General features: G+C 60.0%; 17 protein-coding genes and 1 tRNA gene. 7 read left to right on the top strand and 11 right to left on the bottom strand.

What is annotated here, in order from left to right:
• Positions 1-2: 2 nt before the first annotated feature.
• Together ACR42D_RS09010 and ACR42D_RS09005 are read left to right on the top strand one after the other, a co-directional pair.
• A complete protein-coding gene (locus ACR42D_RS09010; RefSeq protein WP_484566477.1) occupies positions 3-671 on the top strand; it encodes a nucleotidyltransferase domain-containing protein in 669 nt (222 codons plus the stop codon).
• 438 nt (positions 672-1,109) lie between these two features.
• Positions 1,110-1,742 carry a substrate-binding periplasmic protein gene (locus tag ACR42D_RS09005; RefSeq protein ID WP_484566476.1) on the top strand — a complete coding sequence of 211 codons (633 nt, stop codon included), beginning with the start codon at positions 1,110-1,112 and terminating at the stop codon, positions 1,740-1,742.
• A gap of 201 nt (positions 1,743-1,943) precedes the next feature.
• Here the strand turns inward: ACR42D_RS09005 and ACR42D_RS09000 are convergent.
• The 5 genes from ACR42D_RS09000 to rimI all read right to left on the bottom strand — a co-directional run bounded on the left by ACR42D_RS09000 (position 1,944) and on the right by rimI (position 4,859).
• Positions 1,944-2,030, bottom strand: a tRNA-Leu gene (locus ACR42D_RS09000).
• Positions 2,031-2,046: 16 nt separating this feature from the next.
• Positions 2,047-2,397 carry a preprotein translocase subunit SecG gene (gene secG, locus ACR42D_RS08995; RefSeq protein ID WP_484566475.1) on the bottom strand — a complete coding sequence of 117 codons (351 nt, stop codon included), beginning with the start codon at positions 2,395-2,397 and terminating at the stop codon, positions 2,047-2,049.
• Positions 2,398-2,437: 40 nt separating this feature from the next.
• Positions 2,438-3,193: a triose-phosphate isomerase gene (tpiA, locus tag ACR42D_RS08990; RefSeq protein ID WP_484566474.1), complete on the bottom strand. Its 756-nt coding sequence runs from the start codon at positions 3,191-3,193 to the stop codon at positions 2,438-2,440.
• Entirely contained in the window at positions 3,190-4,392 is a 1,203-nt protein-coding gene (locus ACR42D_RS08985; RefSeq protein ID WP_484566473.1) for a phosphoglycerate kinase, read from the bottom strand. Before ACR42D_RS08985 ends, tpiA begins: the two co-directional genes overlap by 4 nt.
• 11 nt (positions 4,393-4,403) lie before the next feature.
• A complete protein-coding gene (rimI, locus tag ACR42D_RS08980) occupies positions 4,404-4,859 on the bottom strand; it encodes a ribosomal protein S18-alanine N-acetyltransferase (protein ID WP_484566472.1) in 456 nt (151 codons plus the stop codon).
• Between the two features lie 86 nt (positions 4,860-4,945).
• Here rimI and ACR42D_RS08975 point away from each other — a divergent pair, with 86 nt between their 5' ends.
• A complete protein-coding gene (locus ACR42D_RS08975; RefSeq protein WP_484566471.1) occupies positions 4,946-5,482 on the top strand; it encodes an NUDIX hydrolase in 537 nt (178 codons plus the stop codon).
• Here ACR42D_RS08975 and ACR42D_RS08970 read toward each other — a convergent pair.
• The gene (locus ACR42D_RS08970) at positions 5,479-6,273 is read right to left on the bottom strand and encodes an inositol monophosphatase family protein (RefSeq protein WP_484566470.1); all 795 of its coding nucleotides are present in this window, start codon (positions 6,271-6,273) and stop codon (positions 5,479-5,481) included. The two genes, ACR42D_RS08975 and ACR42D_RS08970, sit on opposite strands and share 4 nt — an antisense overlap.
• Positions 6,274-6,339: 66 nt before the next feature.
• Positions 6,340-6,543, bottom strand: coding sequence for a DUF6485 family protein (locus ACR42D_RS08965; protein WP_484566469.1), 204 nt, complete (start codon positions 6,541-6,543; stop codon positions 6,340-6,342).
• Positions 6,544-6,818: 275 nt separating this feature from the next.
• On the opposite strand from ACR42D_RS08965, the gene ACR42D_RS08960 reads away from it, so the two are divergent.
• On the top strand, positions 6,819-8,555 hold the full coding sequence (locus ACR42D_RS08960; protein ID WP_484566468.1) for a hypothetical protein: 1,737 nt from the start codon (positions 6,819-6,821) through the stop codon (positions 8,553-8,555).
• A 21-nt stretch (positions 8,556-8,576) separates the two neighbouring features.
• Positions 8,577-9,662 carry a glycine cleavage system aminomethyltransferase GcvT gene (gene gcvT / locus ACR42D_RS08955; RefSeq protein ID WP_484566467.1) on the top strand — a complete coding sequence of 362 codons (1,086 nt, stop codon included), beginning with the start codon at positions 8,577-8,579 and terminating at the stop codon, positions 9,660-9,662.
• Positions 9,663-9,760: 98 nt separating this feature from the next.
• Here gcvT and ACR42D_RS08950 read toward each other — a convergent pair whose 3' ends face one another.
• Complete coding sequence (locus tag ACR42D_RS08950) at positions 9,761-10,408, bottom strand: lysophospholipid acyltransferase family protein (RefSeq protein ID WP_484566466.1); 648 nt, start codon at positions 10,406-10,408, stop codon at positions 9,761-9,763.
• 165 nt (positions 10,409-10,573) lie between these two features.
• Between ACR42D_RS08950 and yedF the strand changes: the two genes are divergently transcribed.
• Complete coding sequence (yedF, locus tag ACR42D_RS08945; protein WP_484566465.1) at positions 10,574-11,188, top strand: sulfurtransferase-like selenium metabolism protein YedF; 615 nt, start codon at positions 10,574-10,576, stop codon at positions 11,186-11,188.
• A 10-nt stretch (positions 11,189-11,198) separates the two neighbouring features.
• Complete coding sequence (locus ACR42D_RS08940; protein WP_484566464.1) at positions 11,199-11,954, top strand: pseudouridine synthase; 756 nt, start codon at positions 11,199-11,201, stop codon at positions 11,952-11,954.
• Here ACR42D_RS08940 and lolA read toward each other — a convergent pair.
• From lolA to efp, 3 genes are all read right to left on the bottom strand, one after another.
• Positions 11,951-12,643: an outer membrane lipoprotein periplasmic chaperone LolA gene (lolA, locus tag ACR42D_RS08935; RefSeq protein ID WP_484566463.1), complete on the bottom strand. Its 693-nt coding sequence runs from the start codon at positions 12,641-12,643 to the stop codon at positions 11,951-11,953. The two genes, ACR42D_RS08940 and lolA, sit on opposite strands and share 4 nt — an antisense overlap.
• Positions 12,644-12,657: 14 nt before the next feature.
• Positions 12,658-14,904, bottom strand: coding sequence for a DNA translocase FtsK (locus ACR42D_RS08930; protein ID WP_484566462.1), 2,247 nt, complete (start codon positions 14,902-14,904; stop codon positions 12,658-12,660).
• An 86-nt stretch (positions 14,905-14,990) separates the two neighbouring features.
• On the bottom strand, positions 14,991-15,548 hold the full coding sequence (gene efp / locus ACR42D_RS08925; protein WP_484566461.1) for an elongation factor P: 558 nt from the start codon (positions 15,546-15,548) through the stop codon (positions 14,991-14,993).
• Between the last annotated feature and the right edge of the window lie 15 nt (positions 15,549-15,563).

Genomic DNA, 15,563 nt, shown 5'->3' with positions numbered 1-15,563 from the left:
ACATGATTGAAGCAAAGACCTGGATGTCTGACGTCCTTCCCTTCCTGCGGGACACGTTCGGGGATCGATTGCTTTATCTCGGATTGCAGGGCAGCTATCGCCGTGGGGAGGCCACCGAAGCGAGCGACATCGACCTGGTCGTCCTGTTGGACACTGTTGAAACGGCCGACCTGGACGCCTACCGCGCCATTGTCCACGCCATGCCCGAGGGGCGCAAGGCATGCGGTTTTTTTTGCGGCATCAAAGAGTTCTCTGCCTGGCCGCCCCATGAACTGTTCGCCTTCGGCAAGGACACGACCGACCATTTCGGCAGACTGGACGACTATCTGCCGCCCGTGAGCCGCGAGGACGTCCACTATGGGGCGCGCGTTAGCGCATCCGCCCTCCTCCACATGCTGACCCACAGCTATCTCTATGCCGAAAAGGAAGCCAGGCCTGTCATCCTGAAGGAGGCCTTCAAATCCGCCTTCTTCCTCATGCAGGTGGTCCATTATCTGGACTCCGGCCAATACTGTTCGACCAAGGGGGAACTGATTCAATGCCTGGAGGGAACGAGACGGGAGATCGTCGAGGCAGGGATGGATTTCCCCGGCTGGCTGGAGATTCATTCGGAGCAACAGGCCTTTGAACTGCTCCTCGGCTGGTGCCGGGATGTGATGCGCAAGGTCTGACCCCTGCATCTCCAGGAATAGGAAAAGAGAGCAGACCGCAGGGGACAGCGTGCGGGGCGGCTAAAGCCCGCAAGATGCCATCGACAAGAAAATGGGCGAATCATTTGTACCGCTATGATTTATAAAGAAAAGGGCCGCTCAATGTGCGGCCCTTTTCTCATGCGCTTCCAATTTCTTCTGTGTATGGTATTGAACCTTAACGGCTTTAAGTTCTAGAGGCAGGCACCACCAAACGAGTCTCGCCCACAGGTAAGTGATTTCCCCTTTCGGCAAGCCGTTCATGGTGTACCGCTTGAAAAATGTATGCTATTATCAGGCATGTCCAGCATAAGACATTACATTTATTATGTTTTGTGGGCGTTTTCCCTCCTTGCTCAGCCTGCCCAAGCCGCTGAGCAAGTACTGGTCTTTTCGACACATGTCAGAGAGGGAAGTCCAATGTTCGATCGCACATTTCTGATTCTGCACGAAGCGTTCAAAAGGCTGGGTTACGAATTCCAATTGCATTCCTACCCAGGTAAACGTTCACTTCAAATGTCCAACGAGGGGCTCACCGACGGAGAGGCGCATAGAATCGAAGGGATCGATCAGACCTACAACAACCTTATCCGAATTCCAGAAGTTCAACAGGTTATTTACACCTGTGCATATACCAACAGGAACATCGAACTTCCAAATGGGTGGAGCGATCTAAAAAGATATCGAGTGGCTGTCCTCAGAGGGTCTATCTTTGCCACAAGAATGGCCAGCAAATATGCGAAACAGGTGCAGGAATTGAGCACACACAAACAACTATTACAATTTCTTGATGCGAACAGGACAGACATAAGCATAGGCTCTTCAGTTGGAATGGACGACCTTCTGAATTCAAGCCAGCATTACATCACCCACATTCGAAAGATTGAACCTCCCCTGGCTTCATTGAAGATTTATGCCTACCTTAACCGTAAGCATAAAGAGCTTGTCACTCCCTTGGCGGAGACATTGCGGGCCATGAAATACGACGGTACTTATGACGCACTCATCGAAAGGGCCACTGATGCGAATGAAACTAAGAGGGTACCGCACTAGTTGCGATGGAGAGGGAGAAGGAGATGGAAATATGAAGGTGATCGCTTTTTTCGTCGAGTCAATCTAAGACAATGCCGACTACTAAGAATTTGGAGGTATTGGGCAAACGGTGCCGAGTCAGCACGATGAAACGGCCTTTCCTCCCCTCTCCCCAAAAAGAGGAAGGGTTGCAGCTTGTTAGCTACAACCCTTTTATTATCGTGGTGCCGAGGGGGGGATTCGAACCCCCACGGAATTTCTTCCACTGCCCCCTCAAGACAGCGTGTCTACCAATTCCACCACCTCGGCACGATATGCGTTGAACCTACTGGTTCTTGGCGTCGTCTCCGGTATCCTTGAAGGTCACACCGGGCTTGGCCTGTTCGGCCGGAGCCGCGGTCTCCGCCGCAGGAGCGTTCTGCTGCAGCATGATGGAGTCCTCGGCGGAAACCCTGTTCCCCTTGAGGATGTTGAATCCGAGGGAAGTGAGCAGGAAAACCGTTGCAAGTCCAGCGGTTACCTTTACCAGGAGACCGCCCGCGCCGGTGCTGCCGAACATCGTGCTGCTACCGCCGCCGAAGATGACTCCCATCCCCTCGTGACCGGACTGAAGCATTACAGCGCCGATCAAAAAGATGCAAGCCAAAATATGGATGACCAAGACTATGTTTTCCACAATTAATCCCTTTTCTTAAAACTTCTTTCCGCTTGCAAAATCAAGCCAGTACGATCTCGCTGAAGCTTTGTCCCTGCAAGCTCGCGCCTCCTACCAATACTCCATCGACATTGTCAAGCGCAATAATTTCCGAGCAGTTGCCCGGCTTGACGCTTCCACCATACAATATCCTCATTTCATTGGCTTTTTCGCCGAAGATGGAAACGAGAATTTTCCGGGTGAAATCGTGCGCCTCGACAATTTCCGCCGGTCCGGCCACTTCGCCGGTGCCGATAGCCCAGACGGGCTCGTAGGCCACGGACAACCGCTCGGGATCAATGTCCTTGGGAACGTCCTTGAGACCGGCCCGCAGTTGGCGCTCAAGCACCTCGTGGACGCGGCCCGCCTTGCGCTCCTCGATGAGCTCGCCGATGCACAGGATGACGCTGAGGCCTTCCTTGAGCCCGTAGGCGGTCTTGGCGCCCACGCACTCGTCGTCCTCGCCCAGCACGTGCCTGCGCTCGGAGTGGCCGGTCAGCCCGTAAGACGCGCCCGCATCCTTGAGCATCTTCGGAGCGATCTCGCCGGTGAAGGCGCCCTCTTCCTGTATATAATAGTCTTGGCCCCCGGCCGAGAAGCCGACCGCAGGCCCGAACACATCGCCCACGGCCTTGAGCGCGGTGAACGGCGGGAACACGAGCACCTCGCGGTCCGCCGGGAGCTTGTCCGCCACCAGGCCGACCAGTTCCTCCGCCGTGGACCGGGCTTCGTCCCAGGTCTTGTACATCTTCCAGTTGGCTGCCATCAACTTTTTCATTTGTTCATGCACTCCTTTAAAGCTCTGAAGGCCGGGAGTTCCTTGCCTTCGAGGAATTCCAGGAAAGAACCGCCGCCTGTCGAAATAAAGCTAAATTTATCGTCAAGTTGCATCATGTGCACCACCGCGTCCGTGTCGCCGCCGCCGACAATGGTCAGGGCGTCTTCCAGCCCGGCGATGGCCTTGCAGACCGCCAGCGAGCCCTTGGCGAACGCCGTGGTTTCAAACAAGCCCATGGGACCGTTCCAGACCACGGTCTTGGCCCGCTCCAGCACGGACACGAAGTCGGCGATGGTCTCGGGCCCGATGTCCAGGACCAGAGCGTCCGACGGAATGGCGTCCGCCCTGCACTCCCCTTCGGCCTGCTTGGCCTTGGGCGTCTTGGCGTAGCGGAAGTCCACGGGCAGATGCAGGACCGAGCCCATGGACTCGGCCTTGGCCATGATCTCGGCCGCGGCGTCCACCAGGTCCGGCTCCACCAGGGACTGGCCCACGTCGTACCCCTTGGCCAGCAGGAAGGTGTTGGCCATGGCCCCACCGATGATGATGTGGTCCACCTTGCCGAGCAGGTTGTTCAATATTCCCAGCTTGGTGGACACTTTGGCGCCGCCCGATACGCAGACGTAAGGCCGTTTTGGGTCCTTCAGGGCCTCACCGAGGTACTCGTACTCCCGCTTGAGCAGAAATCCGGCGCAGCAGACCTTGGCGTGCCCGGGCACGTCCACCACCGAGGCGTTCTCGCGATGGGCCACCCCAAAGGCGTCGTTGACGTAGACGTCGGCCAGCGAAGCCAGCAGCTTGCCGAAATCGCCCCGTTCTTTGGGGGTCTTGCCGGTCTCCTCGGGGTTGAAGCGCAGGTTGTCGAGCATGATCACCTGGCCCGGCGCAAGGTCGGCGGCCATCTTCACGGCCTGGTCGCCGATGCGGCCCGGCACCAGGGCCACCCCCCTGCCGAGCAGTTCGCCGGTGCGGTTGGCCACCGGCCCCAAGGAAAGCTCGGGCACGACCTTGCCCTTGGGCTTGCCCAGATGCGCGCAGAGGATGACCGAGGCCCCCTTGTCCAGGGCGTACTGGATGGTCGGCAGGGCCGCCCGGATGCGGTTGTCGTCGGTGATGACGCCGTCTTCGATGGGGACGTTGAAGTCCACCCTGAACAGCAGTTTTTTACCAGCGATATCAACCTGATCGATAAACAGCATACGTCAAATCCTCATGCTTCGTGTTGTGGAAAGTCGTACCGGAGCAACAGGGCGTCTTCCTTGGTGTCCGGGTAGTATTTCTTCCTTACGCCAATCTTCTTGTATCCGAACTTGCGGTACAAAGCCAAGGCCGGATCGTTTGAAACCTTTACATCCAGAAAACTCTTGGTGGTGCCGTTGGCCTCGCTGATCTCGAGGCTCCTGGCCAGCAGCGTCTCGCCCAGCCCCTGCCGGCGGTAATCGGGGTGCACGGCCAGATTGAGTATCTCCATCTCGTCCGCAATGAGGGAAAAGGCCATGTACCCGGCGAGCACGCCGTCGCGGCGCACGCCGATCACTTTGAACGCCTCCCCTTCCAGTCCGAGCAGAAACTGCTCCCTGGTCCAGTGGTAGGCAAAACACAACGCTTCGAGCTCCATGAGATCCCGGATATCCGGTTCTCCCAACTCGACCACCTCGTCCCTCATCGCGCCTCCGCAGCCATATGGGGCTGGATATGTTGAAACAATGCGTGTATACAGAATTCGTACGACAAAAAAAAGAGCCTGCGCTTATGACCTCTCAGCAAGACAACCTCGAACGCGACTCGGATCACCTGGTCGAAGTCATCGACCGGGACAACCGCCCGCTGGCCGTGCTTTCCAAGCGCAGCGTCCACCGGCAGCTGCTGATGCACCGCTCGGTGCAGGTGCTCGTCTTCAATCCCGAAAAAAAGATCTTCCTGCAAAAACGCAATCCCAACAAGCTGTTCTTTCCCGGACGTTGGGACATCTCCGCCCGAACCCACCCCAGGGCCGGGGAATCCACCTTTGACGCGGCCGTGCGCGCCCTCAGGGAAGAACTGAACCTGGAGATCGACCACCCCCAGCTCGTCCGGGAACTGCCCGCAGGGCCGGAAACCGGCTTCGAACACGTCTCCCTGTTCGAAGTGACCAAGAACACCCTGCCCGTGATTCCCAACGCCGACGCGGTCTCCGAAGGATTCTACTACTCGCGCGAGGAGCTGACCTGCCTGATCAAGGAATTCCGCGAGTTGCTCACGCCCAACCTCGTCATCCTCTGGGAATCCGGCTTCCTGGTCCCGGCCTAATCCCGGGTCAGCAGCCCGCTCAACTCTCCGTGAATCCGGCCGTTGGTGGCCAGGATGCAACTTGAATCAAAGGTGTACGGCACGTCCGCGTCGTACTCGGTCACCCGGCCGCCCGCTTCGTTGATGAGCAGCAGCCCGGCCGCCGTGTCCCAGGGATTCAGGGCGCGCTCATAGAAACCGTCCAGCCGCCCGCAGGCCACGAAGGCCAGGTCCACGGCCGCCGCGCCCGCCCGACGGATGCCCTGGGTCATGGGTAGCAACGTCTTCAGGTTCTTGAGGATATCTTCCAAGTGCGTGTCTATGTCATAGGGAAACCCCGTACCCAGCACGCACTGCTCCAGGTCCGCCTCGCCGGTCACCGCAATGGGCAGGCCGTTCAGAAAGGCCCCCTGCCCCAGGACAGCGGAGAACAGCTCGCCCGTGAGCGGCATGTTGACCATGCCCAGCACCACCCGATCGCGACGCCACAGGGCGATGGAATTGGCCACAAAAGGCAGGCCGTGGGCGAAGTTCGTGGTCCCGTCCACCGGGTCGATGATCCAGGTCAGCTCGCCGGGCTCCGTGTCCTTGGCCGTCTCCTCGGCCAGGAAGTCCGATCCCGGCAGGAGCGTGGCCAGCTCGGTCTTGAGCATGGCCTCCACGGCCAGGTCGGTCTCGGTGACCAGGTCGATGCGTCCCTTGTGGCGGATCGTGCGCCCGTGGGCCGCGCCTTCCCGAACGATGTCTCCGGCCTTGTCCGCAATGGCGGCCAGCCCTTTCATGACGCGTGTGGCGTCGAAATCACCGGTCATATGCGTTGCTCCTCAAAGAAAAAAGGGCGGTCTCGACCGCCCTTGAAAATGTGCCGCCGCGCGGGCTCAGGCCCGGCGCTGGATGAAGAATTCCACGGACCTGTTATAGGTCTTTTCCTCTTCCTTGGTGAAATAACAGGCAGGCAGCTCGCCCCGCTGCCGGTGATAATGCAGGCATTCGCAACAGATGCCGTGCTTGTCGCAATTATAGGTGCAGGTACAATACTGCTCGTTGATTTTCGATCGCGGGCATTGGTCCTTCTTCTTCATGACGACCCCTCTGGTCACGGAAACGTACGGTTCGATTGTGCCTCAACAGCCTGCGTACATTAGCCAACAGCGGGCAGAGAGTCAATAATTCAGGCCCATTGTTTCGTAATCGGCGATTCGTGACGCTTTGATCAGGCCGTGCGCCTCCAAAGGCTGTTGGATGTGATTATAATGCGCTAATCATTGTATTTCATGGCGGATGGGTATAGACATATACGATGATCACATGAGGCCCTGTCCCTCTCCTCCTCTGACTCGACCCGGAACCGCTTTCAATGTGGAAAAAAGCATTCAGCCAGGCTCCTGGCTACAAGAGAAAAGGGAAGAAGAAATCCCGCATCAGACTCGAAACCCTTGAGGAGCTCAAGGAGTTCATCGACTACGAGCACATCAAGCACTGCCTGCTGCGGCCCTATTTCGAGGAGCAGGACTACCCCCTGGTGGAGGCCCGGGAGCTGCTCCCCTCCTTCGAGGTCGATCTCTACGAGCACAAGAACCTGCCCGGCTTCTCCATGGTCGTCTTCGAGCGGCTGCTCAACTCCTTTCAGGAGATATTCCAGTTCGACGCCCTGCACTCGCCTTCGGACTGGGAGGAGATGCAGGTGCAGGATGCCTGCGCGGTGGAGGACAATGCCCGAAGCACCAATATCCGCACCTTTTTAAGCCGTCTTCCCAAGCGGTATCATCCGGAATTCCTGAACAAGTTCGGTTCCTGCGATATCTGCTCCATCCAGGACTACGACCGGATGTTGCCCTTTTTGCTGCAACTGGAGCGGGCGCACGTCCTGGCCCTGAACTCGGCCGGGGAGTTCACTCTGCAGGGGGTGTACGCCTCCCTGCCCTCCAACCTGGACAGCGAGCTCAAGCAGTTCGGGCTCAAGATCGGCAAATTCAAGCCGGGCAACAACCTGCTCTACGAGTGCAACCGGCTGTTCGTGTACCAGTTCATGATGGAGCTGTACGGCTTCCCCATCGTTTCCGAGCGGCGCACCTCCTCGGCCATGTTCGCCATCCGTCTGCTGCGCCAGCACGAGCGGTTCATCGTCCGCGTGCTCGGCCAGAGCGACCGGACCATCACCACCCTGATGTCGCCGCCCAAGGGCACGCCCAGGCGGTCCATCAAATATCCCAAGGTGGAGAAGATCGCCCTGATCCAGGTCAACGAGAACCAGAAGGAGCTGTGCGAGGTCCTCGATGACCAGGGATTCTTCATCGACCGCAAGAAGCGCGTGGTCATCCTCCGGGTTTCCTACCAGCAGCACGACTACAACGCCCGCAACGTGCGCGAGGACCGCGCCCTGTCCGTGCTCCGGCAGGAGATCATCCACCCGGTCACCGGGCGGATCATCGAGGGCATGAACATCATCCAGAACGTGCGCAACATGCTCCTCCGGCTGAACGACATCGTGCGCGGCGAGTACCGTATCCCGGTGAATTACAAACGCCAGGAACTGATCGAGAACACCGAGACCCACGAGAACCGCCTCAAGGTGCTGTTTGTCTGGCTTTCCAAGCACATGCATCGCATCGTGGACTACTCGGACGACTACTACGCGCAGTTGGTCCGCGTCCTGGACGCCTACCTCCTGGCCCCGGACAACTACAAGATTTTCAACGAACTGCACGACCTGCACCAGGAAGTATGGTCCCGATACGGCCAGATCCAGCAGGCGAGGAAGATCCGGGTGCTTGAAGATTTGCGCTATCGCAAGTACAAGGGCGAGGCCATATCGTACCGGCGCATGCTGGAACTGATGAACGAGATACTGAATGATCTCAAGTTCGAGATCGTCAACTATTTCGACAAATTGGTCGTCAAAATCCTGATCATCGGCAACGATGTGGTGTCCGACGCCTACCTGCTGCGCAAGTACGTTCAACAGGACGACAAAGACCTCTCGCCCTACGGGCGGGACATAAAGAAACTGTACCAACAGCTGGTCATGCTGCTCGACGAGTTCCGGTCCATCCGGAAGTCCCGCGTGTCGAGCCAAGCCGGTTCGGGACAATAGCAACACCGCAAGGAGCATACATTGGAAAACCTGGAAACCACCCCGCTCACCCAGTGGCACCGGGAAAACGGCGCCAAGATGGCCCCGTTCGCCGGGTTCGACATGCCGGTGCAGTACAAGGGCATCATCATCGAACACAAGCATACCCGCGAAAAGGCGGGCATCTTCGACATCTGCCACATGGGCGAGTTCAGGCTTTCGGGCCAGGGCGCCAAGGACGGGCTGAACAAGATCGTCAGCCACGACCTGGACACGCTGGCTCCGGGCAAGTGCCGCTATGGATTCCTGCTCAACGCCTCGGGCGGCATCAATGACGACCTGATCGTCTACTGCCTGGCCGAGGACGAATACATGCTCGTGGTCAACGGCGCGTGCCGCCAGAAGGATTTCGACCACATTGCGGCCAACCTGCCCGGCGGACTGACCTTCACGGACATCAGCGACGAAACCGGCAAGATCGACGTGCAGGGCCCGGAAAGCCTGGAGGTGCTCAACGACCTCTTTGGCTCCAAGTGGAATCATCTGAAATATTTCAATTTCGAGCAGACCGAAGCCCTCGGTTTCCCGATGATAGTCAGCCGCACCGGGTACACGGGCGAGTTGGGCTACGAGCTCTACCTGCCCTCGGACAAGGCCCTGGAGATCTGGGAAAAGCTCATGGCCGACGAGCGCGTGGAGCCGGTCGGCCTGGGCGCGCGCGACACCCTGCGCCTGGAGATCGGCTATCCGCTGTACGGCCAGGACCTGGACGAGCAGCGCACCCCGGTGGAGGCCGGTGCCGGCTTCTTCCTCAAGAAGGAGTCCGAATACATCGGCAAGTCCGGCCTGGGCCGAGTGGACGAGACCCTCATCCCCCTGACCATCGAAGGCCGCCGCACGGCCCGGCACAACGACGAGGTCTGCCTGCCCGGCGGCGAGAAGACCGGCATCATCACCAGCGGCTCCTTCGCCCCGAGCCTGGGCCACTGCATCGCCCTGGCCTACGTGCGGGCCGAGGACGCGGACAAGGACACCTTCATCATCAAGACCGCCCGCGCCGAGCTGGAAGCGAAAAAGACGGCCCTGCCCTTCTACAAGGAAGGCACGGCCCGCGTGAAGACCGAATAACCGCCCTCTCCCAAACAACAAAACGCAAGCCCCCGGCTCACCGAGCCGGGGGCTTTCTTTCGCGCTAAAAATCCGCGAAATCGCGGGAGGCATCTGCCCTACTTCGGCCCGAGGGCGAGCATGCGGGCTTCGAGGCGGGCGGTTTCGCGGTCGAGAACCTCTTTGGTCAGTTTCTCGGTCGTCACGGCCATGGGTTCGCCGACATAGACCGGACAACGGGTGAACGGGAGAGGTAGGACGAAATGGTCCCAGGACTTTTCAAAGACCTTCTTGCTTACGGGATAGGCCCGAAGGGGAACGATCTTGGCACCGGCCCGCTGGGCGAGAAAGATAATGCCGTCCTTGGCCTTATGGCGGGGCCCCTTGGGCCCGTCTACGGTAAAGACGGCCATGCGGTTTTCCTTGTCCATGACGCGCTTGGCCTGAAGCAGGGCCCGTACCCCGCCTCGAGTGCTCGAGCCGCGCACCGTTGTATGGCCGATACGCTCCAACACCCGGGCGATCACCTCGCCGTCCTTGGACTGGCTGACGAAGGTCACCACCTGCGAGGTCAGGGTATGGCCGAAAGCGGTCACCGGGAATATTTCACCATGCCACAAGGCGAGGATCGTAGGCTCGCCGCGTTCGTTCCTGGCGACGAAATCGGTATTGCCTTCGGCCGGCTCGAAACGGATAGTCCGCACCCACAACTTGAACAGCCAGGCGATGAAGGGCGCGAACGCGGCGGGATCAATCGGTATTTTCATGCAGAGTCACTCGATTTCGGATTTTCCTTTCTCTACCGGCTCGCGGCCCGAAGAGCAAGGGGCCAGAAGTAGTGAAATAGTCTATGAGTTATATATTCTTAATGTACCATATCGATTTGACCAACCGCCGCATTCTGTGCAGCATTCCAAAATCAAGGAGTAGATATGACTGACATTTCCCTCGATTGCAAAGGACTCCCCTGCCCCCAGCCCGTGCTCCGTTGCAAGGAGGCCGTGGAAAAGAACGGCCCGGCCCAGCTGGTGATCATCGTCGACAACGAACCGGCCAAGGAGAACGTCTCCCGTTTCCTGACCATGCAGGGCTACGCCGTGCGGACCGAGCAGTCCGGCCCGGATTTCATCGTCACCGGCCTGCGCGAGAACGGGGCCGAATGCGAGGAATGCGCGGTCATGACCGAGGCCGAACTGGAGAACGTGGACAAGGACAAGATCCTGGTCTTCGTGCCCACGGACGTCATCGGCTCGGGCGACGACACCCTGGGCGGCAACCTGATGTACAATTTCATGGTCACCCTCAAGGAGCTGGGCGACGAGCTGTGGCGCATCATCCTGGTCAACGGCGGCGTGAAGCTGGCCGTGCCCGGCAGCCGCTGCCTGGAGGAGCTCCAGAAACTCGAGGCGAGCGGCGTGTCCATCCTGGTCTGCGGAACCTGCCTGGAGTTCTTCGGCCTGACCAGTCAGCGCGCCGTGGGCGACGTGACCAACATGCTCGACGTGGTCACCAGCTTCCAGCTTGCCACCAAGTCCATTCAGGTCTAGAAGACGGGGCATGTCCAACGCCCCTTCCGAAACCATACGGCTGAACAAATTCATCGCCCAATGCGGCGTCGCGTCCCGGCGCGGCGCCGACGACATGGTCTTTGCCGGACGGGTGACCGTCAACGGCGAGACCGCAGACTCACCCGGGCTCCAGGTCGACCCGGCCGCCGACAAGGTGGCCGTGGACGGCAAGATCATCGGGTTGAAGGCGAGCGCGGGCGAACTGACCCTCATGCTGCACAAGCCGGTGGAGACCGTGACCACGGCCAGCGACCCCCAGGGCCGCAAGACCGTCCTCGACCTCCTGCCGCTCGAAATCCGCAGGAAGCGCCCTTTCCCGGTGGGCAGGCTGGACTTCTTTTCAGAAGGGCTGCTCCTGCTGACCACGGACGGCGATCTGTGCTACCGACTGACACACCCCAAATACCACCTGCCCAAGGTCTATGTCGTGACCATCCGGGGCTCGGTGCCGCAAAAGGCGGTCCAGGCCATGCGCAACGGCATGACCCTCAAGGAAGGCGAGAAGCTCGCCCCGGCCAAGGTGCGATTGAAAAAGCCCATTGCCGGAACACAACAGCTTGAAATCACTCTGATTCAGGGAGTGAACCGGCAGATCCGCCGAATGTGCGACGAGTTCGGGCTGACCATCCTGCGCCTCAGGCGCGTACAACAGGGCCCGGTCGCCCTGGGCGACCTCAAGCCCGGCGCATGGCGTGAGCTGACCGCTGAGGAAACCGCGGCCCTGAAGAAAGAGGTCGGCCTCTAGAATCCCTGGGTGTTGTCCTCCACCTGCGTGCCCTCGGGCGGAGTGAAGGTGAACATGTCCTTGGCCAGGTCCACGTCGGTCTCCACGTTGGTCAGCTTGACCTCGTTGCCGTTGCCGTAGAAATCCACGATCATCACCTGCCTGAGCAGGCCGGTGGCGGGCTCCACGCCGACAAAGGCCAGGACCATGCCCGGTTCTGCCTCCTTGGGCACCAGCTGCAACACGGTCAGATCCTTGCCCCAACGGGCCCGAACCTCGTCCGCGCCCGGCCATTCGGTCCGGACCACAAAGTCTTCCTTGATGTTGGCCTGGCCCGAGAGGAAGCGCAGAATGGTCTTGGAATCGAGCAGCGCGGTGACGCCGTACTTGATGGCCAGTTCCTCGTCCGGGATGTAGTCCCAGGCGAACTTGGGCCCGACAACGAGCAACTCCCTTTCCGGGGCCGTGGTCTCCCAGCGCACTTGGGAGGGTTGGCGGAACCATATCTTACCCTCGCGCTTCTCCACTTCGCCGCTGGCCACGTTGGTCAACTCCTGGGAAAAGGCGGCTCGAAAAGTTTTAAGGGTCTCATATCGTTTCTGAATCAGGTCCGGCAAATCCTGCGCCGGGACCGCTTCGGCCGCTCCGGCAAGAGCCGGGAGTAGAAGCAGGGAAGCCATGACGAAAACAGCAACGAACTTTCTAGACATATTATTTACTCCAATTATTCCGGCTTGATGACCTTGCGCGGCTTGCTCCCCTCCTGGGGACCGAGAATGCCGTCCATCTCCATCTGCTCGATGAACCGGGCCGCGCGGTTGAATCCGATGCGCAGTCTGCGCTGCAACAGGGAGATGGACGCCTTGCCCTGGGAGAGCACGAACTGTACCGCTTCGTCGTAAACCGGGTCGCCCGAGTTGCCGACTCCGCCGGGACCCGCGTCATTGCCCGCGTTGGGGCTCCAGTCGCTGAAATCGAGATCGAACTCCTGGGGCACGGCGTCCTTCCAGAAATCGACCACATGCGCAATTTCCGTCTCGTCCACGTACGCGCCGTGCATCCGCTGGAGCTTGCCGCCGCTCGGCTTGAAGAGCATGTCGCCCTTGCCCAGCAGCCGCTCCGCGCCCACGGCGTCGAGGATGGTCCGGGAGTCGAACTTGGAGGTCACGAAAAAAGAGATGCGCGTGGGGAAGTTGGCCTTGATCAGGCCGGTGACCACGTCCACGCTGGGCCGCTGGGTGGCCAGGATCAGGTGGATGCCGGCGGCCCGGGCCAGCTGGGCCAGGCGCACGATGCACTGCTCCACGTCCTTGGCCGCGGTCATCATCAGGTCGGCGAGTTCGTCGATGATGATGACCAGATACGGCATGTGCGTCATGTGCGCGAATTCCTCGGGCACATTGTCGCCGAACTCCTCGAGTTTCTTATTGTATCCTTCGATGTTGCGCACACCGAGCTGGGCCATTTTCTCGTACCGGCAGTCCATCTCGAAGACCGCCCATTCGAGCGCGCTCTTGGCCATATTCATGTCCGTGACCACGGGGTGAACCAAGTGCGGCAGGTCCGCGTACGGGGCCAGCTCGATGCGTTTGGGGTCCACCAGCAGGAGCTTCACGTCCTCGGGCCCGGCCTTGTACAGCAGGGAGAGGAGGAACCCGTTGATGCCCACGGACTTGCCCGCGCCGGTTGCGCCCGCCACCAGCAGGTGCGGCATGCGCGCCAGGTCGGCCACCTTGGTGGCGCCCTGGATGTCCTTGCCGAGCGCCAAGGTCAGGGGCGACTTGGAACCGGTGAATTCCTTGGATTCCAGGATCTCGCGCAGGTAGACCATCTCCCGCTCGATGTTCGGAATCTCCACGCCCACGCTGTCCTTGCCCGGGATGGGGGCCTCGATACGCACGGATTCGGCGCGCAGGGCCAGGGCGATGTCGTCGGTCAGCCCCTCGATCTTGGAGACCTTGATGCCGGGCGCGGGCTTGAACTCGAACATGGTCACCACCGGGCCGGGGACCACCCGCTGCATCTCGCCCTGGACATTGAAATCGTTCAGGCATTCCTTCAGCCGGTCGGCCAGGGGCTGCAAAACGGCCGGAGTCTGGGAGGTCTTCTGGGCGGGCGGCGCGGTGAGCAGCTCGGTGCTGGGCAGGCCGCCCGGTCCGGCCGGGGCCTTGGCCACAGCCGGTTTGGCCGGGGCGGGCTTGGGCTTGGCGGGCTTGGCCGGTTTGGGCGCCTTGACCGGCCGATCCTCTTCCCCGGCGTCGAGATCCACGAACTGGAGGCCCATGTTCTCTTCCTCGGCTTCCGGCTCCTGTTCCTTGGCCAGTTCCTTGGCGGCGCGGCGCTCGGCCCGCTTCTCGGCCCAATTTTCGGCCCGCACGGCTGCCCGCTCGCGGAAGACTCCCCACCAGCGGACAACCAACGCCCAGACCGAGGCCCAGGTGAAGCCGACCACGGCCTGCAGGGAGATGATGGTCACGAACAGCCAGAGCAGGAACGTGCCCACGGGCCGCAGGTACGGCATGGTATATTTAGTGATGATGGACCGGCCGAAGAACCCTGAGCCGATGAGCCCGTAGGCGTCCTCGGGCACGCTGAAGAACCACGGATGCATGGCCCAGGCCTCGAAGGCCACGAACAGGCCGACTATGCCCAGCCAGCGCAGGGGCGAGAGTTTCAGCCGGGCCACGAACCGGATCAGGCCCAGGTAGAGGAAGTACAGGGGCCAGAACACGGCCCCCATGCCGAACATCTCCACCAGGAAGCCGACGCAATAGGACCCCGCGTAGCCAACCACGTTCTGGACCTTCCGCCCGGAGGTGACGGCCTGGTTGAAGCTCGGGTCGCCGGGGCTGAAGGATAGGATGCTTAAGAAAAGGAAAGCGGAGAGAAAAAGGAAGAACAGCCCGATGAACTCGTTGCCGCGCCCTTTTCTCTTCTCCGTCCTGACCGTGGTTTTCCGTCGTCTCGCCATTGAGCCTCACTTGATAAAAAAGGTCCTGGACGGCAACCCGCCCACGACCTTTTTACGCAATTTACACAAGGTGTTGCAAGTCCGCTTTATTCGCGACCAAGGTACTCTCCGCTTCGGGTGTCCACCTTGATGACGTCGCCCTCGTTGATGAACAGCGGGACGTTGACCTTCAACCCCGTCTCCATGGTGGCGGGCTTGGTGGCGTTGGAAACGCGGTCGCCCTGGATGCCGGGATCGGTCTGGGCCACCTTCAGGCTGACGTTGGCGGGCAGGTCCACGCCGATGAGTTCACCATTGTACAGCAGGACCTTGACGGTGTCGCCTTCCTTGATGAAGCCGCCCTGCGGGCCCACGTTGGAGCCGGGCACGTGCATCTGCTCGTAGGTCTCGAGATCCATGAACACGAAATTCTCGCCTTCGCGGAAGATGTACTGCATCTCGGTCACGGACATGTCCGGCTTGTCGACCTTTTCGCCGGAGCGGAAGGTCTTGTCCAGTACCTGGCCGGTCATCATCTGACGCAGCTTGGTGCGCACCATTGCCCCGCCCTTGCCGGGCTTGAAGTGCTGGAACTCGATAATTTCGAAAGGCTTGCCGTCAATCTCGATTTTCAGGCCGGTCCTGAAATCCTTGGTTGAAATCATATATTGTCTCCAAAT

It is taken from the genome of Pseudodesulfovibrio sp. lm2024 (genome assembly GCF_051175575.1).
Classification (GTDB): domain Bacteria; phylum Desulfobacterota; class Desulfovibrionia; order Desulfovibrionales; family Desulfovibrionaceae; genus Pseudodesulfovibrio; species Pseudodesulfovibrio caledoniensis.
The sequence above is the reverse complement of the archived record's forward strand: the minus strand, read 5'-3'. Positions and strand labels throughout refer to the sequence as shown.

Bases quoted from the DNA above. Each gene is read 5' to 3' on its own strand.
- ACR42D_RS09010 (WP_484566477.1), top strand. From the start codon at position 3: ATGATTGAAGCAAAGACCTGGATGTCTGACGTCCTTCCCTTCCTGCGG.
- ACR42D_RS09005 (WP_484566476.1), top strand. From the start codon at position 1,110: ATGTTCGATCGCACATTTCTGATTCTGCACGAAGCGTTCAAAAGGCTG.
- tpiA (WP_484566474.1), bottom strand. From the start codon at position 3,193: ATGAAAAAGTTGATGGCAGCCAACTGGAAGATGTACAAGACCTGGGAC.
- ACR42D_RS08985 (WP_484566473.1), bottom strand. From the start codon at position 4,392: ATGCTGTTTATCGATCAGGTTGATATCGCTGGTAAAAAACTGCTGTTC.
- rimI (WP_484566472.1), bottom strand. From the start codon at position 4,859: ATGAGGGACGAGGTGGTCGAGTTGGGAGAACCGGATATCCGGGATCTC.
- ACR42D_RS08975 (WP_484566471.1), top strand. From the start codon at position 4,946: ATGACCTCTCAGCAAGACAACCTCGAACGCGACTCGGATCACCTGGTC.
- ACR42D_RS08970 (WP_484566470.1), bottom strand. From the start codon at position 6,273: ATGACCGGTGATTTCGACGCCACACGCGTCATGAAAGGGCTGGCCGCC.
- ACR42D_RS08965 (WP_484566469.1), bottom strand. From the start codon at position 6,543: ATGAAGAAGAAGGACCAATGCCCGCGATCGAAAATCAACGAGCAGTAT.
- ACR42D_RS08960 (WP_484566468.1), top strand. From the start codon at position 6,819: ATGTGGAAAAAAGCATTCAGCCAGGCTCCTGGCTACAAGAGAAAAGGG.
- ACR42D_RS08950 (WP_484566466.1), bottom strand. From the start codon at position 10,408: ATGAAAATACCGATTGATCCCGCCGCGTTCGCGCCCTTCATCGCCTGG.
- yedF (WP_484566465.1), top strand. From the start codon at position 10,574: ATGACTGACATTTCCCTCGATTGCAAAGGACTCCCCTGCCCCCAGCCC.
- ACR42D_RS08940 (WP_484566464.1), top strand. From the start codon at position 11,199: ATGTCCAACGCCCCTTCCGAAACCATACGGCTGAACAAATTCATCGCC.
- lolA (WP_484566463.1), bottom strand. From the start codon at position 12,643: ATGTCTAGAAAGTTCGTTGCTGTTTTCGTCATGGCTTCCCTGCTTCTA.
- ACR42D_RS08930 (WP_484566462.1), bottom strand. From the start codon at position 14,904: ATGGCGAGACGACGGAAAACCACGGTCAGGACGGAGAAGAGAAAAGGG.
- efp (WP_484566461.1), bottom strand. From the start codon at position 15,548: ATGATTTCAACCAAGGATTTCAGGACCGGCCTGAAAATCGAGATTGAC.